22 protein-coding genes and 1 pseudogene are annotated in these 24228 nt (G+C 66.2%); 14 read left to right on the plus strand and 9 right to left on the minus strand.

Annotation, left to right across the window (positions count from 1 at the left end; genetic code table 11):
• A pseudogene (locus tag ACFDS3_RS09990) lies at nucleotides 1–1142 on the minus strand (hypothetical protein); the annotation flags it as partial.
• Nucleotides 1143–1245: 103 nt separating this feature from the next.
• Here ACFDS3_RS09990 and ACFDS3_RS09995 point away from each other — a divergent pair.
• Both ACFDS3_RS09995 and trpD read left to right on the plus strand, forming a co-directional pair.
• Nucleotides 1246–1827, plus strand: a complete 582-nt coding sequence (locus tag ACFDS3_RS09995; RefSeq protein ID WP_375262209.1) for an anthranilate synthase component II — start codon at nucleotides 1246–1248, stop codon at nucleotides 1825–1827.
• Nucleotides 1824–2840, plus strand: a complete 1017-nt coding sequence (trpD, locus tag ACFDS3_RS10000; RefSeq protein WP_375262210.1) for an anthranilate phosphoribosyltransferase — start codon at nucleotides 1824–1826, stop codon at nucleotides 2838–2840. Before ACFDS3_RS09995 ends, trpD begins: the two co-directional genes overlap by 4 nt.
• A gap of 9 nt (nucleotides 2841–2849) precedes the next feature.
• Here trpD and metF read toward each other — a convergent pair whose 3' ends face one another.
• Nucleotides 2850–3707, minus strand: a complete 858-nt coding sequence (gene metF / locus ACFDS3_RS10005; protein ID WP_375262211.1) for a methylenetetrahydrofolate reductase [NAD(P)H] — start codon at nucleotides 3705–3707, stop codon at nucleotides 2850–2852.
• Between the two features lie 91 nt (nucleotides 3708–3798).
• On the opposite strand from metF, the gene ACFDS3_RS10010 reads away from it, so the two are divergent.
• On the plus strand, nucleotides 3799–4704 hold the full coding sequence (locus ACFDS3_RS10010; protein ID WP_375262212.1) for a LysR family transcriptional regulator: 906 nt from the start codon (nucleotides 3799–3801) through the stop codon (nucleotides 4702–4704).
• Between the two features lie 42 nt (nucleotides 4705–4746).
• Here the strand turns inward: ACFDS3_RS10010 and ACFDS3_RS10015 are convergent, their stop codons facing one another.
• Both ACFDS3_RS10015 and ACFDS3_RS10020 read right to left on the minus strand, forming a co-directional pair.
• The gene (locus ACFDS3_RS10015) at nucleotides 4747–6057 is read right to left on the minus strand and encodes an aspartate aminotransferase family protein (protein ID WP_375262213.1); all 1311 of its coding nucleotides are present in this window, start codon (nucleotides 6055–6057) and stop codon (nucleotides 4747–4749) included.
• A gap of 65 nt (nucleotides 6058–6122) precedes the next feature.
• Nucleotides 6123–6572, minus strand: a complete 450-nt coding sequence (locus ACFDS3_RS10020; protein WP_375262214.1) for a hypothetical protein — start codon at nucleotides 6570–6572, stop codon at nucleotides 6123–6125.
• Nucleotides 6573–6772: 200 nt separating this feature from the next.
• Here ACFDS3_RS10020 and ACFDS3_RS10025 point away from each other — a divergent pair, with 200 nt between their 5' ends.
• The 7 genes from ACFDS3_RS10025 to ACFDS3_RS10055 all read left to right on the plus strand — a co-directional run bounded on the left by ACFDS3_RS10025 (nucleotide 6773) and on the right by ACFDS3_RS10055 (nucleotide 14804).
• The gene (locus tag ACFDS3_RS10025) at nucleotides 6773–8350 is read left to right on the plus strand and encodes an ABC transporter substrate-binding protein (RefSeq protein WP_375262215.1); all 1578 of its coding nucleotides are present in this window, start codon (nucleotides 6773–6775) and stop codon (nucleotides 8348–8350) included.
• Between the two features lie 111 nt (nucleotides 8351–8461).
• Complete coding sequence (locus tag ACFDS3_RS10030; protein WP_375262240.1) at nucleotides 8462–9553, plus strand: M24 family metallopeptidase; 1092 nt, start codon at nucleotides 8462–8464, stop codon at nucleotides 9551–9553.
• The gene (locus ACFDS3_RS10035) at nucleotides 9553–10560 is read left to right on the plus strand and encodes an ABC transporter permease subunit (RefSeq protein ID WP_375262216.1); all 1008 of its coding nucleotides are present in this window, start codon (nucleotides 9553–9555) and stop codon (nucleotides 10558–10560) included. Before ACFDS3_RS10030 ends, ACFDS3_RS10035 begins: the two co-directional genes overlap by 1 nt.
• Before the next feature lies 1 nt (nucleotide 10561).
• The gene (locus ACFDS3_RS10040) at nucleotides 10562–11479 is read left to right on the plus strand and encodes an ABC transporter permease subunit (protein ID WP_375262217.1); all 918 of its coding nucleotides are present in this window, start codon (nucleotides 10562–10564) and stop codon (nucleotides 11477–11479) included.
• Between the two features lies 1 nt (nucleotide 11480).
• Entirely contained in the window at nucleotides 11481–12788 is a 1308-nt protein-coding gene (locus ACFDS3_RS10045; protein WP_375262218.1) for a short-chain fatty acid transporter, read from the plus strand.
• Nucleotides 12785–13762 carry an ABC transporter ATP-binding protein gene (locus ACFDS3_RS10050; protein ID WP_375262219.1) on the plus strand — a complete coding sequence of 326 codons (978 nt, stop codon included), beginning with the start codon at nucleotides 12785–12787 and terminating at the stop codon, nucleotides 13760–13762. The genes ACFDS3_RS10045 and ACFDS3_RS10050 overlap by 4 nt, the downstream gene beginning before the upstream one ends.
• 88 nt (nucleotides 13763–13850) lie before the next feature.
• Entirely contained in the window at nucleotides 13851–14804 is a 954-nt protein-coding gene (locus ACFDS3_RS10055) for an ABC transporter ATP-binding protein (protein ID WP_375262220.1), read from the plus strand.
• A gap of 2 nt (nucleotides 14805–14806) precedes the next feature.
• Here the strand turns inward: ACFDS3_RS10055 and ACFDS3_RS10060 are convergent, their stop codons facing one another.
• The gene (locus ACFDS3_RS10060) at nucleotides 14807–15343 is read right to left on the minus strand and encodes an RSP_2648 family PIN domain-containing protein (protein WP_375262221.1); all 537 of its coding nucleotides are present in this window, start codon (nucleotides 15341–15343) and stop codon (nucleotides 14807–14809) included.
• Complete coding sequence (locus tag ACFDS3_RS10065) at nucleotides 15340–16527, minus strand: RSP_2647 family RNA methyltransferase (RefSeq protein ID WP_375262222.1); 1188 nt, start codon at nucleotides 16525–16527, stop codon at nucleotides 15340–15342. Before ACFDS3_RS10065 ends, ACFDS3_RS10060 begins: the two co-directional genes overlap by 4 nt.
• Before the next feature lie 110 nt (nucleotides 16528–16637).
• Between ACFDS3_RS10065 and edd the strand changes: the two genes are divergently transcribed.
• The 3 genes from edd to ACFDS3_RS10080 are packed head-to-tail and all read left to right on the plus strand — an operon-like array spanning nucleotide 16638 to nucleotide 19556.
• Nucleotides 16638–18443: a phosphogluconate dehydratase gene (edd, locus tag ACFDS3_RS10070; protein ID WP_375262223.1), complete on the plus strand. Its 1806-nt coding sequence runs from the start codon at nucleotides 16638–16640 to the stop codon at nucleotides 18441–18443.
• Between the two features lie 60 nt (nucleotides 18444–18503).
• Nucleotides 18504–19148, plus strand: coding sequence for a bifunctional 4-hydroxy-2-oxoglutarate aldolase/2-dehydro-3-deoxy-phosphogluconate aldolase (locus ACFDS3_RS10075; protein ID WP_375262224.1), 645 nt, complete (start codon nucleotides 18504–18506; stop codon nucleotides 19146–19148).
• A gap of 12 nt (nucleotides 19149–19160) precedes the next feature.
• A complete protein-coding gene (locus tag ACFDS3_RS10080; RefSeq protein WP_375262225.1) occupies nucleotides 19161–19556 on the plus strand; it encodes a VOC family protein in 396 nt (131 codons plus the stop codon).
• 3 nt (nucleotides 19557–19559) lie between these two features.
• Here ACFDS3_RS10080 and ACFDS3_RS10085 read toward each other — a convergent pair whose 3' ends face one another.
• A complete protein-coding gene (locus tag ACFDS3_RS10085; protein ID WP_375262226.1) occupies nucleotides 19560–20366 on the minus strand; it encodes a TIGR00282 family metallophosphoesterase in 807 nt (268 codons plus the stop codon).
• A gap of 95 nt (nucleotides 20367–20461) precedes the next feature.
• Between ACFDS3_RS10085 and ACFDS3_RS10090 the strand changes: the two genes are divergently transcribed.
• Entirely contained in the window at nucleotides 20462–20935 is a 474-nt protein-coding gene (locus ACFDS3_RS10090; protein WP_375262227.1) for a copper chaperone PCu(A)C, read from the plus strand.
• A gap of 38 nt (nucleotides 20936–20973) precedes the next feature.
• Here ACFDS3_RS10090 and ACFDS3_RS10095 read toward each other — a convergent pair whose 3' ends face one another.
• The gene (locus tag ACFDS3_RS10095; protein ID WP_375262228.1) at nucleotides 20974–23328 is read right to left on the minus strand and encodes a TRAP transporter large permease subunit; all 2355 of its coding nucleotides are present in this window, start codon (nucleotides 23326–23328) and stop codon (nucleotides 20974–20976) included.
• Between the two features lie 17 nt (nucleotides 23329–23345).
• Nucleotides 23346–24224 (minus strand): TRAP transporter small permease subunit, encoded by an 879-nt coding sequence (locus ACFDS3_RS10100; protein WP_375262229.1) that lies wholly within the window; start codon nucleotides 24222–24224, stop codon nucleotides 23346–23348.
• Nucleotides 24225–24228: the final 4 nt, after the last annotated feature.

Below are 24228 nucleotides of genomic sequence, written 5' to 3' on the forward strand. Positions count from 1 at the left end.
GGCCCGGTCCCGTCCGCGTCGTCTGGCAGGCCGGGGATCGCCACGATCTCCGCGCCCGCCGCGCGCCATGCGTCGGCGCGCTCGCCCGCATCAACCGCATCAGCGGCGATCGCCACTGTGAGCGGCATGTCGTCGATCAGGTCAGCCTCAGGGCGATCCACGAGGATAAGCGCCAACATTGGGATGCCCGCCGGCGGTGGCTCTGCCGCGGCATTACGAATGAGGGCGGGCCGCGCATCCTCCGGCTCTGCGCTCAACGCTGCACTGTCCGTGGGGTCGTCCTGGACCTGAGGAGAGCTTTCGCGCTGCGGCAGCGGCTTAGGGGGCGGTGGCAAGTCTGCGACAAAGGCAGGCGCACCCGCACCTGGATCCGGCCAGTCGGGAGCTGCTGGCCGGGCGTCGGACTCGTTCCGCAGCCCGGGCGCAGGTTCTGCGCTCACCTCCGGCTGAGTGATTTCAACAGCGTCGCCTTCCGGCGCTGCGGGTGTCATGGTCTGGACGGCGGGCGCCGGCGTGGGCTCGGCAAAAGCTTCGGCTTTCTCGGCCAAAGACGCAGCGTCCCCCCGATTCGCCAAGGCATGGTCGCCGGCATCGGGGCTCTTGTCCGCCCCCTGCGGATCTTCGGGGGCCAGTTCGGCAGCGGCCGGGCCGTCACGCGTTGCCGCCGAGAGCGCTGCCGCGGCCTCGGCGGCTGCGGACGTCTGCCCCTCATCCGTGGATCCGGGCGCAGGAGCAAGCTCGGCGGCGGCTTCCTGCTCCGCATCCTCGGTGACTGAAGCTCCCGCGCCGGCCGGCACGGCTCGGCCGCCTTGCACCGGCTCGCCCTCTTCGAGTTCCGCGGCCGCATTCCCTGGCGGCGCATTTCCATCCTCTGCGGGCTGGTTCGGTGCAGAGATCGACTCGGGCTCTTCCCGGGCCTGAACGGGTGCCGTCGCGGCAAACCGGTCATCGGCCGACGGCTCATCGGCGAAGATCGTGGAGGCGTCCGGTTCTGTCGCAGCGCCCTCGGAACTGGTCGCTGTCGGACGCTCCGCTCCTCGCACCGCCGCAGGTTCCCGTTGGGGCACGACAGCAAGGCCGATGGCAAGGCCGACCACGCCGACCACGCCACCCGCACCCATTCCTGCGAGGAGAGCCTTCACCCGGGATTCCTTTCGCCTGCTTGACGCTTGCCTGCGCTTTTCCCCATCTATACCTGTCGAGTCCGGGGCCGCCAGCCCCGCACCCAAGACAAGGAGATCCGGCGTGCTTCTGCTGATCGACAACTATGACAGCTTCACCTGGAATCTCGTTCATTACGTGGGCGAGCTGGGGGCCGAGGTCCAAGTCCACCGCAACGACGCGCTCGCCGTCGAAGAGGCGATGGCGCTCAAGCCCGACCACATCCTGCTGTCCCCCGGCCCCTGCGATCCCGACCGCGCGGGCATCTGCCTGCCGCTGGTCAAGGCGGCGGCCGAGGCGGAAGTGCCGCTTCTTGGCGTCTGCCTCGGGCATCAGGCCATCGGACAGGCCTTCGGGGGCAAGGTCGTGCGCCACAGCGAGATCGTCCACGGCAAGGCCGGGATCATGCATCACCATGGCGAAAGCGTCTTCGCCAACCTGCCCTCGCCCCTGTCCGCAACCCGCTACCATTCGCTAGTGGTCGAGCGCGACACCCTGCCGGACGACCTGAAGGTCACCGCCGCGCTCGAGGATGGAACGATCATGGGACTCGCGCATCGCGAACTGCCGATCCACGGCGTACAGTTCCACCCTGAGTCGATCCGGTCCGAGCATGGCCACGCGATGCTGCGCACCTTCCTCGAGACCGGCCTCGTCTCGGCATGAGCGACACGCTCAAGCCGCTTATCGCCGCGGCCGTCGACCGCCCCCTGACCGAGGACGAGGCGCGCGCGGCCTTCGACCTGATCTTCGCCGGCGACGCTACGCCCAGCCAGATCGGCGGCCTTCTCATGGCCCTGCGGGTCCGGGGCGAAGCGGTGTCGGAATACGCCGCCGCCGCCGCCGCAATGCGCGACCGGGCGGTGAAAGTGCGCGCGCCCGAAGGGGCGATGGACATCGTCGGCACCGGGGGCGACGGCAAGGGAACGCTGAACATCTCGACTGCCGCCGCCTTCGTCGTGGCGGGCGCGGGCGTGCCGGTCGCCAAGCACGGCAATCGCAACCTGTCGTCGAAATCCGGCGCCGCCGACGTTATCGCCCAGCAGGGGATCGAGGTCATGGTCGGCCCCAAGGTGGTCGAGCGTGCGCTGGAGGAGGTCGGCATCGGCTTCATGATGGCGCCGATGCACCACCCGGCCATGAAGGCCGTGATGCCTACACGGATCGAGCTCGGCACTCGGACGATTTTCAACATCCTCGGTCCGCTGACGAATCCGGCGGGAGTGAAGTATCAGCTGACCGGAGCGTTCTCGGCCGAGATCCTTACACCCATGGCCGAAACACTGGGGCAACTCGGGACGCTACGCGCCTGGCTCGTCCACGGCTCGGACGGCACGGACGAGCTTGCAATCTCGGGCCCCTCGACCGTCGCGATACTCGATGGTGGAACCGTCACGATGCAGCAGGTCGCGCCAGAGGATGCCGGCCTGCCCCAGCACCCCTTCGAAGAGATTATCGGCGGCACGCCTGAAAAGAACGGCCGTGCGTTCCGCGGATTGCTGGCGGGCGAAGCGTCAGCCTATCGTGACGCAGTCCTGCTGAACGCCGCGGCAGCACTGGTCGTGGCGGGACGCGCCGGCAATCTTGCTGAGGGCGTCTCGATAGCGGCCGAGAGCATCGACAGCGGCAGCGCCAAGGCGAAGGTCGAAGGGCTCGCCCGAGTCTCGCCACTGGGCTGATCGAACGCCTCAGGCGACCTTTTCCAATCCCGGCTCCGGCGCAAGGCCAAGGGCGTGGATCACGTCGCGGGTGAGGGTCGGCTTGTTCAGCGTGTAGAAGTGCAGCTTGTCCACGCCCTCGCTCAGCAGGTCCGAACACATCTCGGTGCAGATGGCCGTGGCGAGCAGATCCGAGCGATTGTCGCGCGCGGCGGCCTCGAATGCCTGATCGACCCAGCCGGGGATCATGGTGCCGGTGGCGGTCGCGAATTTGCGCACGCCCTTCCAGCTTTCGATCGGCAGGATGCCGGGCACGATGGGCGCATCGATTCCGGCCGCGGCGCAGCGGTCACGGAAGCGCAAGAACGTCTCTGCCTCGAAGAAAAACTGGGTGATCGCCTCGGTCGCGCCTGCGTCAATCTTGCGCTTGAGGTACTCTACGTCAGCCGCGGCCGACGGGGCCTCGGGGTGGCGGTCGGGATAGGCGCCGACGCGCAGGGTGAACTTTCCGGTCACGGCCAAAGCTTCAATCAACTCGATGGACGAGGCAAAACCATCTTCGTGCGGAATGAAGCGCCCGCCACCCGGCATGTCCCCGCGCAGGGCGACGATGTCGGTGATTCCCGCCTCGGCATAGCTTTCGGCAATTTCGAGCGTTTCGGCCTTTGACGCTTCGACACAAGTCAAGTGCGCCGCAACGCGCAGGCCCGTGGTCTTGGCGATCGTCGTCACAGCCTCATGGGTCAGCTTGCGCGTGGTGCCCCCCGCCCCATAGGTGACCGAGACGAAGTCGGGCGCCGTCGGCGCAAGGACGTTGAGCGTGTCCCACAGGCGGAACGACGCCTCGAGGGTCTTCGGCGGAAAGAATTCGTAGCTGACGCGGCACATCGCACTGCCCCTTCTGTTTGAACCCTTGTCCCACACGACTCTTCGTGAGAAAAACTCATAATCTCGAAGACTATCATGAGTTCCGCAACATATGCATATCGAATTCCGGCACCTGCGGACGATCAAGGCCATCCATGACGAGGGCGGGCTGGCACGTGCGGCCGACCGGCTGAACATAACGCAGTCGGCCCTGTCTCACCAGGTAAAGAACCTCGAGGACCAGGCGGGGGTCGAGCTGTTCGTGCGACGCTCCAAGCCGCTCAAGCTGTCGCCCGCAGGAATGCGCCTCTTGCGCGCGGCCGAGAGGATTCTGCCCGAGGTCGCGGCGCTCGAGGCCGAGTTCGCGGGGCTCGTCGCCGGAAGCACCGGGCGGCTGCACATCGCCATCGAATGCCACGCCTGCTTCGAATGGCTGTTCCCGGTGCTGGAACAGTTTCGGCGCGCCTGGCCGGACGTAGACGTCGATATCCGCCCCGGCCTCGCCTTCGACGCCCTGCCTGCGCTGCAGCGCGAGACGGTGGACCTGGTGATTTCTTCCGATCCAGAAGACCTCGCGGGGATCAGCTTTCAGCCGCTGTTCGATTACGAGCCGGTCTTCGTGGCGGCCCGGGGTCATCCCCTCGCCGAAAAGGAGTTCGTCACGGCCGAGGATTTCGCCGACCAGACGCTCATCACCTATCCCGTCCCGCCCGAGCGACTGGATGCCTTCACCGAACTCCTGATCCCTGCAGGCGTGACCCCGCAGGCGATCCGGCAGGTTGAATTGACGGCGATGATCCTGATCCTTGTGGCCAGCCAGCGCGGGGTCGCGGTGCTGCCCGATTGGGTGGTGCGCGACATCAAGCTGCAGTCGGACTACGTCACACGGCCGCTGACAAAGACGGGATTGACCAGGCGGCTCTACGCGGCGGTGAGGTCGGACGAATCGGATCGACCGTTCATGGCGCATTTCACGCGGCTGGCCCGCACGGAGCCGCTTAAGATGATGCGCCGCTAGAAAGCGGCGTCCGCGGCGGATCTCCGTGAACGCCGGGTCGCGTCAGTCGAGCGCGTTCAGGACGCGGCGGAGGCTCTCGCCGATGCGGTCGAAGTGCTCCTGCCCAATGATGAGCGGCGGCGACATGGCGATGATGTCGCCCGTCGTGCGGATCATCAGCCCTTCTTCGAATGCGTCGAGAAAGGCCTGAAAGGCGCGCTTGGTAGGCTGCCCCTCCATCGGCTCAAGTTCTATCGCGCCGATCAGGCCGATATTGCGCACGTCGATCACGTGGCGGCAGTCGCGAAGCCCGTGCAGCATGTTGGCCCACTGTTCCTCGACCTCGTGCGCCCGCTCGAACAGCCCCTCCTCGCGGTAGGTGTCCAGCGTGGCCAGCCCGGCGGCGCAGGCCACGGGCGCACCGGAGTAGGTGTAGCCGTGGAACAGCTCGATCAGGTGCTCGGGGCCGTTCATGAAAGCGTCGTGGATCTCGGACGAGGCAATGACCGCGCCCATGGGGATCGTGCCGTTCGTCAGGCCCTTGGCACAGGTAATCATGTCGGGAGTGACGCCGAAACGGTCGGCCGCGAAGGGCGCACCGACTCGGCCGAACCCGGTGATGACCTCGTCGAAGATCAATAGGATGCCATGTTTGCGGGTGATCTCGCGCAGCCGCTCGAGATAGCCCTTGGGCGGCAGGATGACGCCGGTCGAACCGGCAACGGGCTCGACGATGACTGCCGCGATGGTCTCGGCGCCGTGCAGCGCGACAAGCCGTTCAAGGTCGTCGGCAAGGTTGGCGCCATGCTCGGGCTGCCCACGGGTCCAGGCGTTCTGCGGCAGGTGGGTGTGCGGCAGGTGGTCGACGCCCGGCACCAGCGGACCGAAGGCACGGCGGTTGTTGACGATCCCGCCGACGGAGATGCCGCCGAAATTGACGCCGTGATAGCCACGCTCGCGCCCGATCAGCCGGGTCCGGTCGCCCTGCCCCTTCGCCTTGTGATAGGCGAGCGCGATCTTCAGCGCCGTCTCGACCGATTCCGACCCGGAGTTGGTGTAGAAGACATGGTCCAGTCCTTGCGGCGCGATTGCGGCGAGGCGGCTGGCAAGCTCGAACGCCTTCGGGTGCCCCATCTGGAACGCCGGCGCATAGTCGAGTTCGGCCACCTGGCGCTGCACAGCCTCGACGATCTTCGGGCGGCAGTGGCCCGCGTTCACGCACCAGAGGCCCGCCGTCGCGTCAAGCACCTCGCGCCCCGTATCGGTGCGATAGTACATGTCGGCGGCGCTCGTCAGCATCCGTGGGGCCGCCTTGAACTGGCGATTGGCGGAGAAGGGCATCCAGAAGGCAGAGAGGTCGTTCGGGGCGTTCATCGGGGACTCCTTTTGCGCAAGGCTTGTCCCTGAGACGCGGGGTCGTCAATCCGCCGTGTGCGGGTTCAGCAGAGCTTGCGCGCCCGCAGGCCCCGCTCGATTTCCAGCCCTAGTCCCTGGGCGAGCGAAACGGCGATGGGGGCCACGTCGGGGCGGACCATGAGGCAGGCGATCATCATCGCGTCCTCGCGCGCGCCGTGGGTGGCGGTGGTGCAGAAAAGCGCGAAGACCGCCTCGTCCGATCCCAGGCATTGGCAACCCGCCCCGTGGGCCATCAGCGGCCGGCGGGCATGACTGACGAGAATCTCCATCAGTTCGTCGAACCGGGACAGGATTCGCTTGGCGCGGGCGGCTCCGAAGCGGCCGGTCATATCCTCTGAGAGAACCCTTTCCTCGCCGCCCCAATGCCGGAAAGCGCGGATCCACCACCCCTCGGCCGGCGGAAGATCGGTGATGCGCCCGACCGGCGAGGAACCGACAGGGCGCGTCTGGGGGGGCAGGAACGGCTTTGACATCGGGCTCTCCGCAATCGCTCCGTAAAACCCTACTCTTTTAATCAGGTTAGTCAATCGCGATGCGGGCCGCAGCTGACGTGTCGGCACCCTGCAAGCCGCTGCATCGAGGGGCTGGACCATCGCCTCAACGCTTGTCAAGGTCCGTCCATGATCGCCGGGCAGCAAAGACCCGGTGTCGGCATCAACAGGGAGTCATCCACATGAAATTCCGCCACAGCCTGGCCGTCTCTGCGCTCGCGCTCTGCGTCGCTGGCGCCGCGCATGCTCAGAGCCAGACGCTGGTCTATTGCTCGGAAGGCAGCCCCGAAGGCTTCGACCCCGCGCTCTATACCGCAGGGACGACCTTCGACGCGTCGAGCCACACGGTCTACAACCAGCTCGTCGAATTCGAGACGGGCACCACCAACACCGTCCCCGGCCTCGCCGAAAGCTATGACATCAGCGAGGACGGTACGCAGTACACGTTCCGCCTGCGCCCAGGCGTCCAGTTCCACTCGAACGACATGTTCACGCCCTCGCGCGAGCTGAATGCCGACGACGTGATCTACACGTTCGAGCGCCAGAACGGCGAAGGTTCGTGGGAGTACTTCAACTCCATGTCGATGCCCGACCTCATCGAATCGATCGAGAAAGTCGATGACATGACGGTCCGCTTCAACCTGACCCGCCCCGAAGCACCGTTCATCGCCAACATGGCCATGGACTTCGCGTCGATCGTGTCCAAGGAATACGCCGACGCCATGGAAGCGGCCGGCACGCCCGAGATGCTGAACCAGCAGCCCATCGGCACCGGTCCATTCGTGTTCGAGGACTACCAGACCGACGCGGTGATTCGGTATTCGAAGAACCAGAACTACTGGAAAGACAACGAGCCGAAGGTCGACAACCTCGTCTTTGCAATCACGCCCGACGCCTCCGTCCGTCTGCAGCGTCTGCAGGCGGGCGAATGCCACGTCATGCCCTACCCGAACCCGGCCGACATCGAATCGATCCGGCAGAACACGGACCTGGAGCTGCTCGAGCAGGAAGGCCTGAACGTGGGCTACATGGCCTACAACACCCAGCAGGAGCCGTTCGACGACCCGCAGGTGCGCAAGGCGCTCAACATGGCGATCGACAAGGACGCCATCATCGACGTGATCTTCGCCGGTCAGGGGGAAAAGGCGAAGAACCCGCTGCCGCCGACCATGTGGGGCTACAACGATTCGGTCGAGCCCGATCCCTATGATCCCGAGCAGGCCCGCCAAATGCTGGAAGAGGCCGGCGTCGAGGACCTGTCGATGAAGATCTGGGCGATGCCGGTACAGCGTCCATACAACCCCAACGCCCGCCGCATGGCCGAGCTGATCCAGGAGGACTTCTCCGAGATCGGCGTCGACGTCGAGATCGTGTCCTACGAGTGGGGCGAGTACCTCGAGCGGTCGTCGAACATTGACCGCGACGGCGCGGTCCTGCTTGGCTGGACCGGCGACAACGGCGATCCCGACAACTTCCTGGCCGTGCTCCTTGGGTGCGACGGCGTCGGTGGCGCGAACCGCGCCCAGTGGTGCAATGAGGAGTTCGACCAGCTGGTGCAGGAAGCCAAGACGATCAGCGATCAGTCCGAGCGTGCAAAGCTCTACGAAGAGGCCCAGGTCATCTTCAAGGACCAGGCGCCCTGGGCGACCATCGCGCACTCGGTGACGTTCATGCCCGTCCGGTCCGAAGTCGAGGGCTACATCGTCCACCCGCTGGGCGGCCACCTGTTCGACACGGTCTCGCTGAACACCGGCGAATAATCGTCCGAGCCACAAGACAGGGCGCGCGTTCTTCGCGCGCCCTGTCGCGTTTTTCAGGGCCGGCGCATGGCCCCTTCCCCATTCCAGTTCCTACGCCACGGGCCCGACCGCATGACCGAGCGATTCTCCGAATTCCGTGACCTTGCCCGCAGCTTGCGGGTCGACGCCGTTGCTCTCGTCCCCGGTCCAAATCTGGCGCGGCTCGTCAGGCACGAGTTCCACACGAGCGAACGCCCCCTGGTGCTGGTGATCCCGATCGAGGGCGCACCCGCCGCAGTGGTCCCGAACCTCGAGCTCGGCTCGTGGGAGCCGCTCGGCATCGAGGGCGAGGTCTTCGACTGGCGCGACCAGACAGGCTATACCGCCGCCTTCGACGCGCTCGCCCGGCATCTTCCGCTGCGGTCGATCGCGGTCGAGGGCCAGGTGATGCGCGTCTTCGTCTCGGACGCCCTGCGCGCCGCCTATGGTGGGCTTGAGATCCATGACCACGAGGCGGCCATCAGCGGCCTGCGCATTTGCAAGACGCGGGAAGAGGTCGCCGCGCTCGAACAGGCGGTCGAGATCAGCGAGACCGCCCTGCGCGAGACGCTCGACACGGTCCGCGTGGGCGACACCGAAACCCGGATCGAGACACGCCTGCTGGGGGCGCTCTTTGCCGCCGGGGCCGAGGGGCTGGCGTTTTCGCCCATCGTCGCGGCCGGCGACAACTCCGCCCGGCCTCACGCCCACGCCCGCCCCGACTATGCGATCCGGCCGGGCGACGCGCTGCTTCTGGATTTCGGCGCGCGCGCCGGCGGCATGACCTCGGACATGACGCGCACGGTCTTCGTGGGCGAACCCTCTGCCGAGGCGCGCGACGTGTACGAGACGGTGCTCGCCGCCAACCGCGCCGGCCATGCCGCCGCCAAACCGGGGGTCACCGCCCACGATATCGACGACGCGGTGACCTCGATCCTCGAGGCGTCGCCCTACGCCGACCGCATTCGCACCAAGACCGGCCACGGCCTTGGTCGAGACGTGCACGAGGCCCCCTACATTATGCGCGGGAACCACGTTCCTCTTGACATCGGGACCGTCTTCACCAATGAGCCAGGCCTTTACAAGCTGGGGGCGTTCGGCGTCAGGATCGAGGACGATATCCTCGTGACCAAAGACGGCTCTCGATCCCTCACCACATTTCCGACCGAGCTGATGGTGATCTGATGCTGAAATTCGCGCTCTCCCGCCTCGGCACGTTCATCCCGACCTTCTTCGGGGTGGCGCTGATCTCGTTTTCTTTCATCCGTGTGCTGCCGGGCGACCCGATCATCGTCATGGCCGGTGAGCGCGGCCTCAGCCAGGAGCGCTACGAGGCGCTACGTGCACAATACGGGTTCGACCAGCCGATCTGGGCGCAGTTCTGGGACTACCTCACGGGCATTCTGCAGGGCGACCTCGGCGTCAGCTTCGTGACCAACCGCCCCGTCTGGGACGAGTTCTTCTCCCTCTTTCCCGCGACGCTCGAACTGGCGATCTGCGCCATCATCATAGCCACGCTCCTGGGCCTTCCGGCGGGCGTGATTGCAGCGGTCTACCGCGGCAAGTTCCTGGACCGTTTCTTCATGTCCACCGCGCTGATTGGCTATTCCATGCCGATCTTCTGGTGGGCGCTGCTGTTGATCATCGTGTTCTCGGGCAACCTGGGGTGGACGCCCGTCTCGGGGCGGATGGGTCTGCTGTACTACTTCGACGACGTGACCGGCTTCATGCTGATCGACTCCCTCCTGTCTGGACAGAGCGGCGCGTTCCGCTCGGCCGTCTCACACCTGATCCTGCCCTCGATCGTGCTGGCGACCATTCCGCTGGCCGTGATCGCGCGGCAGACGCGGTCCGCCATGCTCGAGGTCCTGTCCGAGGACTACATCCGCACCGCCCGCGCGAAGGGCCTGTCGTCCGGCCGGGTGAACGGCCTCCATGCGCTGAGAAACGCGATGATCCCGGTCATCACCGTGATCGGCCTGTCGGTGGGCACGCTCCTCGCCGGAGCGATCCTGACCGAGACGATCTTTTCCTGGCCGGGCATCGGCAAGTGGATGGTCGATTCCATCTTCCGCCGCGACTATCCCGTTGTTCAGGGGGGACTTCTGATGATCGCAGTGATCGTGATGATCGTGAACCTCCTCGTCGACCTGACCTATGGCCTCATCAACCCGAAGATCCGGAGCCGCTGAGATGGCCGACACCTCTGCACAAACCGGCCGCAACGTCCTGCGTCACGGCGGCACCCGCCCCACCCGCTTTCGCACCTTCTGGAACTCGTTCTCCGAGAATCGCGGTGCAGTCATCGGCCTTTGGATCTTTCTTGCGTTCCTGGTGATCGCGATCTTCGCTCCGTTGCTCGCGCCCTACTCCCCCTCGGCCCAGTTCCGCGAGCATGCGCTCCAGCCGCCCTTCTGGCAGGAGGGTGGGACCTTCGCTTTCCCGTTGGGAACCGATGCACTAGGCCGCGACATGCTGAGCCGCCTGATCCACGGGGCGCGCTTCTCGTTCTTCGTGGGCATCATCGTCGTTGTCGTGGCCGCGTCCGGCGGAATCATCATCGGCCTTTTCGCCGGGTTTGCGCCGAAATGGCTCGACACGTTGATCATGCGCCTGATGGACATCATTCTGGCCTTCCCCTCGCTGCTTCTTGCCTTGGTGCTGGTGGCGGTGCTTGGGCCGTCGCTCCTGAACGCGATGGTCGCCATCGCGCTGGTCCTGCAGCCTCACTACGTCCGCCTGACACGCGCCAGCGTCCTGTCCGAGCGGTCGAAGGACTATGTCACCGCCTCGCGCGTGGCGGGGGCCGGATACCTGCGGCTGATGTTCATCACCGTCCTTCCGAACTGCCTTGCGCCGATCATCGTGCAGGCGGCGCTGTCCTTCTCGACCGCGATCCTCGATGCCGCAGCACTTGGCTTCCTGGGTATGGGCGCACAGCCGCCCACCCCGGAATGGGGCACCATGCTGGCCGACGCCCGCGAGTTTGTGCTGCGGGCGTGGTGGGTCGTTACCCTTCCGGGCATCGCGATCCTTGTCACGGTGCTGGCGATCAACCTGATGGGCGACGGTCTGCGCGACGCGCTCGACCCCAAGCTGAAGAGGAGCTGACATGCTGCGTGCCATCTCTCGTCCGCTGACCCGGGTCGTCGACCACTACCTGCCCGACCCCTACGTCCTCGTGGTCATCCTGACGCTGATCGTCATGGCTGCCGCGATCCTCTTCCAGGGAACCGGTCTCGTGGAGGTGATAGACATGTGGGGCGACGGCTTCTGGTCGCTCCTCGCGTTCTCGATGCAGATGCTCTTCGTGCTGGTGTCGGGCTACATGATGGCCTCGACCCCTCTGGTCCGGGGCATCCTGTCGCGCCTCGCCGGCATCGCGAAAGGTCCGCAGGGGGCGATCCTGCTGGTCAGCGTCGTGTCGGTCCTCGCCTCGCTTCTGAACTGGGGCTTCGGCCTCGTCGTCGGCGCGCTCTTCGCAAAGGAGATCGCGCGCCAGATCCGCGTGGACTACCGCCTGCTGATCGCCGCCGCCTATTCAGGCTTCATGGTGTGGCATGGTGGCCTATCCGGGTCGATCTCGCTGTCGATCGCCACGCCCGACCATCCCTTCGCCGAAGCCATAGGCATCATCCCCACGGGCGAGACGATCTTCGCCTTCTACAACATCGCCATCGTCCTGGCCCTGCTGGTCGTCATCCCCTTGGTGAACCGCGCCATGCTGCCGCCCGAGGGCGAAGCGGTGATTGTCGACCCCGACAAGCTAACCGAGGAAAAAACCGCCGACACCCGCGCCGAAACCCCGGCCGAGTGGCTCGAGACGTCACCGTTCTTGTCATGGATCATCGGCGCGGGCGGCGTGGTCTGGCTGGTTTCTCATTTCGCGACCGGCGGCGGCCTGTCCCTGAACGTCGTGAACTTCCTGTTCCTGACGCTCGCGATCATTCTGCACGGCAGCCCGCGCAACCTTCTGACCGCACTAACCGAAGGCATCCGGGGCGGCGCCGGCATCGTCATCCAGTTCCCCTTCTACGCCGGGATCATGGGCGTGATGACGGCCTCCGGCCTCGCAGCGTCGGTGTCGCAGGGCATGGTCTCGCTCGCGAACGAGTGGACCTTCCCGTTCTGGACCTTCCTCTCGGCGGGGATCGTCAACTTCTTCGTCCCCTCGGGCGGTGGACAGTGGGCGGTCCAAGCCCCCGTGGTGCTGCCTGCGGCCGAGGCGATCGGCGTCGACACCGCTCGCGCCGCCATGGCCGTGGCTTGGGGCGACGCCTGGACCAACATGATCCAGCCCTTCTGGGCGCTGCCGCTTCTTGGCATCGCGGGCCTGCGCGCGCGCGACATCATGGGCTTCTGCACCGTTCATCTGCTGATCGGTGGCGCCGTCATCACCATTGGACTGACCTTCCTATGAGCCTACTCAAGATCCGAAACTTGTCAGTCACCTTCGCGACCTCCTCCGGACCTTTCCGCGCGGTGGACAAGGTCGATGTGGACGTGAACCCGGGCGAAATCCTTGCCATCGTGGGCGAGTCCGGCTCGGGCAAGTCGGTCTCGATGTTGGCGACCATGGGCCTTCTGCCCTGGACCGCCACCGTGACCGCCGAAGAGATGAGCTTCGACGGCCGCGACCTGCGCACGCTGTCAGGCAAAGCGCGCCGTCGCCTGATCGGCAACGACCTCGCGATGATCTTCCAGGAGCCGATGTCGTCGCTGAACCCCTGCTTCACCGTGGGCTTCCAGATCCGCGAAGCCCTGCGCAAGCACACGAGCATGGACCGCAAGCAGCGCCACGCCCGCTGCGTCGAACTGTTCGAGATGGTCGGCATCCCCTCCCCCGAACAACGGCTCAAGGCCTATCCGCACCAGCTGTCGGGGGGCATGAACCAGCGCGTGATGATCGCGATGGCCATCGCCTGCAAGCCGCGCCTCCTGATCGCGGACGAGCCGACGACCGCGCTCGACGTGACGATCCAGGCACAGATCCTCGACCTGCTGACCGATCTGCAGAAGGACACGGGAATGGGCCTGATCCTCATCACCCACGACATGGGCGTGGTGGCGGAAACGGCCGAGCGCGTGGCAGTCCAGTACGCCGGGCAGAAGGTCGAGGATCAGCCCGTCGCCAACCTCTTCGCGACCCCGCACCACCCCTATACCGCGGCCCTGCTCGCCGCCCTGCCCGAGCGCGCGACCGAGCGGCGCCTGCCGACGATCCCCGGCGTCGTCCCCGGCCAGCATGACCGGCCCGTCGGCTGCCTCTTCAGCCCGCGCTGCAAGTTCGCGGACGACCGCTGCCGTGCGATCGAGCCGCCCGTTCAGCCAGCGGAGCTGGGCCTTGCGCTCTGCCATTACCCGCTGAACGCGCCGGCGGAGGCGCAGGCGTGACGCTGCCGCTTTCTTCAGTTCCACAGATTCGCCGGCGACCGGCCCTCACGGCATGTGGCGCCGGCGAAACACGCCACGGAGGCATCCAATGACCGCAGTCATCGAAGCCCGGGACCTCGGCCGCGACTACGAGGTCGGCGGCGGGCTCTTTTCGAAACCCGGCATCGTCCGCGCCGTCGCGAGCACCTCGTTCAGCGTCGAGGCCGGGCGTACCTTAGCTGTCGTAGGCGAATCCGGATGCGGCAAATCCACCCTCGCCCGCCTCGTCACGATGATCGAAGAGCCTACCTCGGGCAACTTTTACCTTGATGGGCAAGAGGTGACCAAGGACCGTTGGCGCGAGCTCCGCTCCGACATTCAGATCGTGTTCCAGGACCCCTACGGCTCGCTCAACCTGCGCCAGAAGGTCGGCGCGATCCTCGAAGAGCCGCTTAAGATCAACCGCCCGAAGATGTCCGCGAAGGAGCGCCAGGAGAAGGCGCGCGAGATGATGCGCCTCGTGGGCCTGCGCGAAGAGCACTACGACCGTTTCCCGCACATGTTCTCGGGCGGGCAGCGCCAGCGGATCGCGGTCGCCCGCGCCCTGATGCTCGAGCCGAAGCTGCTGGTGCTGGACGAGCCCGTCTCGGCGCTCGACCTGTCCATCCAGAGCCAGATCCTGAACCTGCTGAACGAGTTGCAGGAGCGGATGAACCTCGCGTACCTGTTCATCTCGCACGACCTTTCGGTGGTGCGCCATGTGGCCGACGACATCCTCGTGATGTATCTGGGCCGCCCGGTGGAGTTCGGACCGAAGGACGAGATCTTCGATGCGCCTCGCCACCCCTATACAAAGGCGCTGATCTCGGCGACGCCCTCGGCCGACCCGGCAAACCGGCGCGAGCGGATCAAGCTGGTGGGAGAGCTGCCCTCCCCCCTCGCCGTGCCGCCGGGCTGCCCCTTCGCGCCCCGCTGCTGGAAGACCGAGGACAAGTGCCGGGCCGAACGCCCGCAGATCGAAGGCACTCCGCATCCCGCTGCCTGCTTCTTCCCAGAGAACTGAGGCTATCGGGTCAATGCCTTGCCCAGCTTCGGCAGCCGCGCGCGCTTCAGAAGGTCGCGCAGGGGCATGGTTTCGCCCGACAGTCGCACGGCCGTGGCATGGACATCCGCGACAACGGCGGCGACCTCGTCCGATGGCATCAGCAATCCGAGCAGCTGATCCGGATCGACGCGCTCGATTCCTTCGGATGCGAGAGTATGGCTCGGGAAGTCCCTGGCGTTGAACGTGCACAGCAGGTCCGCCCACCCGGCAATCGCGCCGGCCAGCACGTGAACGTCGTTCGGATCGGGCAGATGCAGCCGTGCCAGGTCCCCCGCCCTTGGCTGAACCTCGGCATGGGGCCAGACCGTGCGCATCGCTGCAATTTCGTCCCGCGCGACCTGCTCTCCCGCAGGTCCAAGCCGCGCAGCCGCGCGCGCCCATTCCTCGAGCACGCGCGGGCTCCACAGTGGCCGATAGAGGCCCCGCCCTGCCACGCCGATCAGGATCTCGCGCAGGACGGTCGGATAAAGGACGCAGGCGTCGAGGAAGACTTTCACAGGCGGAACGTCAGCGCCTTGAGATAGCCCGACTCAGCCAACTGCGGGAGCAGCGGATGGTCCGGCCCGGCGAACCCGGTGCGCACAATCTGCCCGCGCCGGCCGCCCTTGCCGATGCCGCGCGCGCTCGCGTTGCGGAACGCCGACAGGTCGGCAGCGTGCGAGCACGAGCAGAGCGTGAGGTAGCCACCCTCGGCCACAAGCGGCGCGGCCAGGCGCGCCACGCGCTCGTACGCGCGCAGGCCGGGCTCGCGTGCGGATTTCGACGGCGCGAAGGCCGGTGGATCGCAGACCACCACGTCGAACACGGCGCCTTCGGCCGCAAGTGCCTCGAGCGTGTCGAAGGCATCCCCCTGCCGCGTATCAAAGCGGTGGTTTGTCCCGCTCGCCTCGGCACCCGCGCGCGCCAGATCGAGCGCCGCGGCAGAGCCGTCCACAGCAAGCGCCTGCGTCGCTCCGTTCGCCAGCGCGGCCAGTGCAAAGCCGCCCACATGCGCGAAAACGTCAAGCACCCGTGCCCCCCGCGACAGGCGCGCTACAGCCGCGTGATTGTCGCGCTGGTCGTAGAACAGGCCAGTCTTCTGGCCGCCGGTCAGGTCGGCCATGTACGTCGCACCGTTCATGGGCACGGGCACCGGGCCGGCCACGCTTCCCCGCAGCACAGCATCCACTTCGTCGAGTCCTTCCAGCGACCGCGTCCGGCCCGACGAGCTCTTCAGCACGGTCGTCATGCCGGTCGCGGCGACGAGGCCTTCGACCAGCGCCTCCAGCCGCGTGTCGGCCCAGGCGGCGTTCGGCTGAATCACCGCCGCATCGCCGAAGCGGTCGATCACCACGCCCGGCAGCCCGTCCGCCTCGGCATGAACCAGACGATAGAACGGGGCGTCGTAGACCCGCTCCCGATGCGCGAGCGCCCGTTCTAGCCGCGCCTGGAACCAGATCGCATCGACGGTCGCGTCGGGGTCGATATCGACCATGCGGCCGACGATCTTCGAGTTCGGGTTGACCGCGACAAGGCCCATCGGCCGCCGCTCGGCATCCTCAAGTACGGCAAGCGTGCCGGGCGCAATGGCCTTGGCGCGCCGATCCATGACGAGTTCATTGGCATAAACCCAAGGGAAACCATGGCGGATTGCCTGAGGCTTGGCTTTCGGCAAGAGCCGGATCGTGGGACGGTCTGTCATGCCCCGCGCATACGCGCTTGGACGGGCAGAGAAAAGCCGTCGCCTCTGGCTGGTATCGCTAACGCGGCTATGTTACGCGGCAACCAACCTTCCTAGCGGGGAGAGATCCCATGCCACTGAACGACACCATCGCTCGCATCACCGACCGAATCGTGGAGCGGTCGAAGGACAAGCGCGCCACCTACATGGACCGGATGGCCCGCGCAGCCGACGAAGGGCCGAAGCGCGCTCATCTGTCCTGCGGCAACCAGGCCCACGCCTATGCCGCAATGGGCGACGATCAGGAGCGTCTGGCAGCCGGGCGCCAGCCGAACCTGGGCATCGTGACGGCCTATAACGACATGCTCTCGGCTCATCAGCCCTACGAGCGTTTCCCCGATCTCATTCGCGCCGCCGTCCGCAAGACCGGCGCGACGGCACAGGTCGCAGGTGGCGTTCCGGCCATGTGCGACGGCGTGACCCAGGGCCAAGTGGGGATGGAGCTGTCTCTGTTCTCGCGCGACGTGATCGCGCTGGCCGCCGGGGTCGCGCTCAGCCACAACACGTTCGACGCAGCCGTCTACCTCGGCGTCTGCGACAAGATCGTGCCGGGCCTCGTCATCGCCGCCGCCACTTTCGGCTACATTCCGGCGGTCTTTCTGCCTGCCGGACCGATGACCTCAGGCCTGCCCAACGACGAGAAGTCGAAGATCCGCCAGAAGTTCGCCGCCGGTGAAGTCGGCCGGGACGAGTTGATGAAGGCTGAGATGGCCAGCTATCACGGCCCCGGCACGTGCACCTTCTACGGTACCGCAAACTCGAACCAGATGCTGATGGAGTTCATGGGCCTCCACCTGCCCGGCTCCTCCTTCGTGAACCCCAACACGCCGCTGCGCGATGCGCTGACAGCCGCGGGTGCCGAACGTGCGACCGAGATCACCAACCTGGGCAACGACTATCGCCCCGCCGCGCAGGTGCTCGACGAGAAGGCCTTCGTGAACGGCATGGTCGGCCTCATGGCAACGGGCGGCTCGACCAATCTACTGATCCACCTGCCGGCCATGGCGCGCGCCGCGGGCGTGATGCTTGATCTCGAGGATTTCGCGGACATTTCGAGCGTGACGCCGCTGATGGCAAAGGTCTATCCGAACGGTCTTGCGGACGTGAACCACTTCCACGCCGCCGGCGGCCTGACCTACATGATCGGCGAACTTCTGGACGCGGGCCTTCTTCATGACGACACGCTGACCGTGATGGGCGATGGCCTTCGGGATTACACGAAGGAACCGAAGCTCAAGGACGACGCCGTCGTGTGGGAGGACGCGTCGCGCGAGACCCAGAACGACAAGATCCTCCGCCCCGTCAGCGACCCGTTCCAAAAGACCGGCGGCCTTGCGGATCTGCAGGGCAACCTCGGGCGCGCCGCGATGAAGATCTCGGCCGTGAAAGAAGAGTACCACGTGATCGAGGCGCCCTGCCGCATCTTCGAAGATCAGGAGGGTGCAAAGGAGGCGTTCAAGCGCGGCGAATTCACCGAAGACACGGTCGTCGTCGTCCGTTTCCAGGGACCGTCGGCCAACGGGATGCCCGAGTTGCACTCGCTGACCCCCACCCTTGCCGTGTTGCAGGACCGCGGCCTGAAGGTGGCACTTGTCACCGACGGGCGGATGTCTGGGGCGTCGGGCAAGGTGCCTGCGGCCATCCACCTCTCGCCCGAGGCACATCACGGCGGCCCGATCGCCAAGCTTCGCGACGGGGACGTGATCCGCGTGGACGCGAAGGCCGGCACGATCGAGGTGAAGGGCGTGGACCTTTCGACCCGCGAAGCCGTCACCCGCGACCTTGCCGACAACTCCCACGGCGTCGGGCGCGAACTGTTCGAGGTGTTCCGCCAGAATGTCGGCCTTGCCAGCCAGGGCGCCGGGGTGGTGGTCTAGCCTCGCCTCGTTCATACATTCTGCGAAATGCGTACGGCCAGACCGCCGAAGGAGACGACCATGACCCCCGCTGAGGCCAGCCAGAAGACCGAAGCCCTGTGCCGCCGCGCCCCGGTGATCCCCGTGCTGGTGGTGCATGATGCCGCGCACGGACGCCCCTTGGCGGAGGCGCTTGTCGCCGGCGGGCTGCCGGCGCTCGAGGTGACATTGCGCACGCCAGCCGCGCTCGACGTGATCCGCGAGATGGCGCAGGTCGAGGGTGGAATCGTTGGCGCCGGCACATTGCTGACGCCCGAGGATGTGCACAAGGCGATCGACGCCGGCGCCACGTTCGGCGTCTCGCCTGGCGTGACCGACCGCTTGCTCGACGCCGCCGAAGAGGCCGGGCTGCCCATGCTGCCCGGCATCGCCACCGCGGGAGAGGCGATGCGCCTTCTGGACCGAGGCTACACTGTGGCCAAGTTCTTCCCGGCCGAGGCCAATGGCGGCGCCAAGGCGCTGAAGGCGATCGGGGCGCCGCTGCCGCAGATCCGCTTCTGCCCCACCGGCGGCGTAAGTCTGCAGAACGCGCCGGAATACCTCGGCCTGTCGAACACGCTCTGCGTCGGCGGCTCGTGGGTCGCGCCGGCGGACAAGGTTGAAGGCGGCGACTGGGACGGCATCACGGCGCTTGCCCGCGAGGCCGCGGCGCTCGATCCGCGCTGAGAGGAGGCTTTCATGGCAAAGATGACCCACAGCATGATCCGCGTCTTGGACGAGGACCGCTCGCGGCGCTTCTACGAAACAGTGTTCGGCCTGACCGTCGCCGACCGGCTGGATTTCGAAGACTTCACGCTGGTCTACCTCTCGAACTTCGAAACCGGGTTTGAGCTGGAGTTGACCATCAACAAGAGCCGGACCGAGCCCTATGATCTGGGCGACGGCTACGGTCACCTCGCGGTTTCGGTCGCCGACCTCGATGCCGAGCACGAGCGGCTCAACGCCGCCGGCTTCGACCCGCGCAAGATCGTCGAGTTCGCGCCGGGCGGCGAGAAGATCGCCCGCTTCTTCTTCATCGCGGATCCCGACGGCTACCAGATCGAGGTCCTCGAGCGCTCCGGCCGCTTCGCCTGACGCTCAGGCGGGCGACAGCCGCCCGCCGCGCCGGATCATCTGGACCGAAATCGCCTTGCCCGTGGCATCGTCGGTCTCTACCAGCAGACCCGACAACGTGGCCTCACCCCGCGCAGGTTCGAACCGGCTCTTGGGCATGCCGGTGATGAAGCGGCGCAGGGGCTCTTCCTTCTGCATCCCGATCACGCTGTCGTAGTCGCCGCACATCCCCGCGTCGCTCTGATAGGCGGTGCCACCCGGCAGGATCATCGCATCCGCCGTCGGGACATGGGTGTGGGTGCCGACCACGACACTGGCCTTGCCGTCACAGAAATGGCCCATGGCCATCTTTTCGGACGTCGCCTCGCAATGCATGTCGACCAGCGTGGCCTGCACCGAGGCGCCGAGGCGGGCGTTCTTCAGCACCGGATCGATCGCCGAGAACGGGTCGTCGAACGGCCGCTTCATGAAGACCTGCCCGAGCACCTGCGCCACCAGCACGCGGCGGCCGCGCGCCGTCTCGAACACACGTGCACCACGGCCGGGCGAGGCCTTGGAGTAGTTCAGCGGCCGGACGATCCGCGGCTCGTCTTCGCAGAAGCGCAGCATCTCCTTCTGGTCGAACGCGTGGTCACCGAGGGTCAGCGCATCGGCCCCCGCGTCGAGCAGCAGGCGCGCATGCTCAGGCGACAGCCCCGCGCCGTTGGTCGCGTTTTCTCCGTTGACCACGCAGAACTCGACGCCGAGCTCGTCCTTCAGGGCCGAAAGACGGGTTTCGATGGCAGCGCGCCCCGCGCGCCCCATCACATCACCAAGGAAGAGAAGTCTCATTCCTCCTCCCTAGGACGGGTCAGGTGCGGCGGCAAGCGCCATTGAGACCGGCCGCACCGAGGTCTATCTGCGGCTCATCATAACCGGAGAGACCCATGCTGCGCACCGCGCTCCTGCTCGCCTGCCTCGCCACGCCCGCCTTGGCCGAAAACCACCTGCCGGCAATCACCGTCGAGGACGCCGTGATCTACGCGACCTCCCCCACCGCGACCACGGCCGGGGGATACGTGACGATCACCAACGAAAGCGACACCGCCTACACGCTGACGGGAGTCGAGGCCGGTTTCCCCACGGCAGAGCTCCACGAGAGCCTGATGGACGGCGACGTGATGCGGATGGAACCGCGGCCCGAGGGGTTCGAGGTTGCTCCGGGAGAAGTCCTGAAGCTCGAGCGGGGCGGCCGGCACGTGATGTTCATGGGGTTGGAGCGCCCTCTGAAGCCCGGCACCGACGTGAAGGGCACCCTGATCTTCACCGACGAGGTGCGCATCCCGGTCACGTTCGAAGTGCGCCGCCCCGGCGATGCCCCGGCCGCGGAACATGGCGACACGGACCACAGCAGCCACTGAAGCCAAAGGCGGCGGACTGGACCCGCCGCCCTACCGGTTCAGTTCGGGAACAGGTCCGGCACGATCGTCACGATCGACGGGAAGAGCCACAGGATCGCCAGCCCCACGATCTGGATCAGCACGAACGGGACTACGCCGCGATAGATGTGACCTGTCGTAACCTCTTTCGGGGCCACGCCGCGCAGGTAGAACAGCGCGAAGCCAAAGGGCGGCGTCAGGAACGACGTCTGCAGGTTCACCGCGATCATGATCGTCACCCATTTCGGGTCCATCGTGCCCCCGTAGATGACCGGACCGACGATGGGGATCACGATGTAGATGATCTCGAGGAAATCGAGAACGAAACCCAGCACGAACAAGACGAGCATGACGATGAGGAACACGGCCCACTCGTTGTCGAAGCTGCGCAGGAACGTCTGAATGTAATGCTCGCCGCCGAAGGAGATCACGACGAGGTTCAGAAGTTGCGAGCCGATGAGGATGGTGAAGACCATGCTCGTGACCTTCGCCGTCTCGCGCACGACCGGGGTCAGGACGCCTCCGGTCCAGAGGACGACGCAGGAATAGAACAACCCGAAGACCGCGAAGAGATAGCAGGCCTGCGCGATCAGGTACGCCACCCATTGCTCGAAATCGGTTTCACCGACACCGACGCGCAGGTCGAAGTTCACGCCGATCAGCAGCATCACGACAATGGCAAGCGCAGCACCGATGATGACCCGGCCCGACCGGCCGTCCTCTTTCAGCTTGCGGAAGGCGGCGAGCATGATTGCTCCGCCAGCGCCGAGCGCTGCGGCCGGCGTCGGGTTTGTTATCCCCCCGAGGATCGAGCCTAGGACAGCGACGATCAGCACGAGCGGCGGAAAGACCACGCGGACCAAGTCATTGCGGGCCAGTCGCGCCGCAGCCTGGCGCAGCGACCACAGGACCAGCAGGCCCGGGATCGCCAGGATCAGCACCGTCACGCCGGGCGACGTCGTTGGTCCGATGAAGAGGATGTCGGCCAGCAGGCCCAGCACGATGCCGAGGCCACCGATGGCCAGCGGCCTGGGCTCGTCCGCGGGTGCAATGCCGCGGGCGAAGGACAGGACCAGCGCTGCCATCAGGAAGAACAGGGCGATCCCGGTGCCGATGGGCGCGGCGTCGCCGAGCATGCGGGTGCGCTCGGCCGCGCGCTCTTCGTCCGTGAGACGTGTGGACGTCTGCGTCACCCCGGACTCGTTGATCGCCTGCTGCTCGGCCACGGCGCGGTCCCAGGCGCTCTGGCCGTGAAGGTCGATCATTGCCTCCTTGCACTGGGGCGAGACGTTCGTGCGAAGCGATGCCACCTGCCCTTGCTGCGAATAAGCGTCCACCACGACGGTCTGCGAGCCCATCAATCCGCCCGCGCCGGCGAAAAAGAGCGCGGCGACAAGCGCCGCCGGCACGCCAAGGAACCAGGTCAGTTTCTCGCCGCGGGTGATGTAGTCCCCCGTCGCGCCGTCCCCCTTCACCGGCGGGGCCTTCGCGGGGTTCAGCACGGCGTATCCGAAGGCGTAGAGCCCGTAGAGCAACGCCAGGAAGACGCCCGGCAGCAGTGCCGCCTGGAACAGCGTCCCAACCGAGACCACGGCCACTCGCCCCAAGTAGGTGAGCGCATCGCCGCACCCGGCCGCCTGCGCACGCGCTTCCTGCGCGGTCGAATAGATGTCTCCGGCCAGTGTACCCAGCAGGACGATGACGATCGATGGCGGGATGATCTGGCCCAACGTTCCGCTCGCCGCGATGACGCCGGTGGCAAGCTCGGGCGAGTAATTGTTGCGCAACATGGTCGGCAGTGACAGCAGACCCATCGTCACCACTGTCGCCCCGACGATTCCGGTCGAGGCGGCAAGAAACGCGCCCACCACGACGACCGCGACGGCCAGACCGCCCGGCAGTGGGCCGAACACGCGCGCCATCATCGTCAGCAGGTCATTGGCTATCCGCGAACGCTCCAGCGTGATGCCCATCATCACGAACATCAGGACGGCCAGCAGTGTCTCGATCGAGGCGCCGGCGAGGACCCGCTCGTTGATACGGTTTACGATGAACGAGATGTTGCGGTCGAGCGCGAGCTCCCATCCGCCCTGAAACAGCGGCTCGGCGACCCGCGGCAGGTCCGGGTATCGGAACTTCGAGATATCGAGCGGCGCGACCCCCTCGTTCAGGATCGCACGATAGGCATCGGATCTCGTGTCCACCGCCTGGTGGACGAGGATGCCCGCGGAATCCAGCATGGCGAGGATGCCGAACGACACGATTGCCGCGCCCCCGATGGCGAACGCGACCGGAAAGCCCGACAGGATCGCGCCGAAGAGGCAGAGGAAGACGATGATGAGGCCAATCTCGACCCCGTCCAAACCAAAGAGCATCAGACGTCCCTCAAATCTCAGTGGCCGGACGCGGCGGCGTCGCTGACATCGCGGTCAAGATACCGCCCCTCGGCGGCAGGCCCTTCGCGCCACTCGAGATACGACCGGTAGAACACGGCTACCGCCTGCAGCAAGACCATGCCGGCGAAGGCGAGCAGCAGCACCTTGAACAGAAAGTAGGCGTTGAACCCGTTGGGGCTGAAGCTGACCGTCTCGACGTTCCAGCGCAGGATCGAAGCCTTCCGCATCATCAGGTCCAGCTGGTCCGAGGCCGAAACCTTGGGCGTCACCAGGTGCCGCCACATGAAGTACCACCCGTACATCCAGATCAGTACGGCCATCGGCATCATGAAGACGAGCGAGCCGACCATGTCGATGACCTTCTTGGTCCGATACGACGCCGGCTCGTACAGAAGGTCCACCCGCACGTGACCCTGTTGCACGTAGGTATAGGCGCAACACAGCGCGACGAGCATGGCGTTGTAGAGCCTCAGCTCTTCCGACCACCAGCTAACGTCGAAGGTGAAGGTCGTGCCAAAGCCGAAACCCAGCTGCGACGAGGCGAACACCCGCTGCGCGAAGACGATGACGATCTGCTGCAGGACCATGAGCAGCCCTGCCCAGGCGAAGATGCGGCCCACGGTGTTGGCGAAGGCCTCGAGCACCCGAACGGCGCGCCACAGCAGGCCTGTGCGCCACAGGCCGACGCCCGTGAAGGCGAGGAACACGGCGAAAACGACGAAGAACAGCTCGGACGACCCACCGTAATAGATGAACCGCACGAGGCTTTCGCCGTTCGACCAGTCAAGCCACGCACCCGGCTGTGCGAGCGCGCGGAGCAGGTTCCACGGCGCCATGACCAGATTGGTGACGATCCAGACGATGAGGTCGATCACCTAT

It is taken from the genome of Palleronia sp., assembly GCF_042089775.1.
In the GTDB taxonomy this organism is placed as follows: Bacteria; Pseudomonadota; Alphaproteobacteria; order Rhodobacterales; family Rhodobacteraceae; genus Palleronia.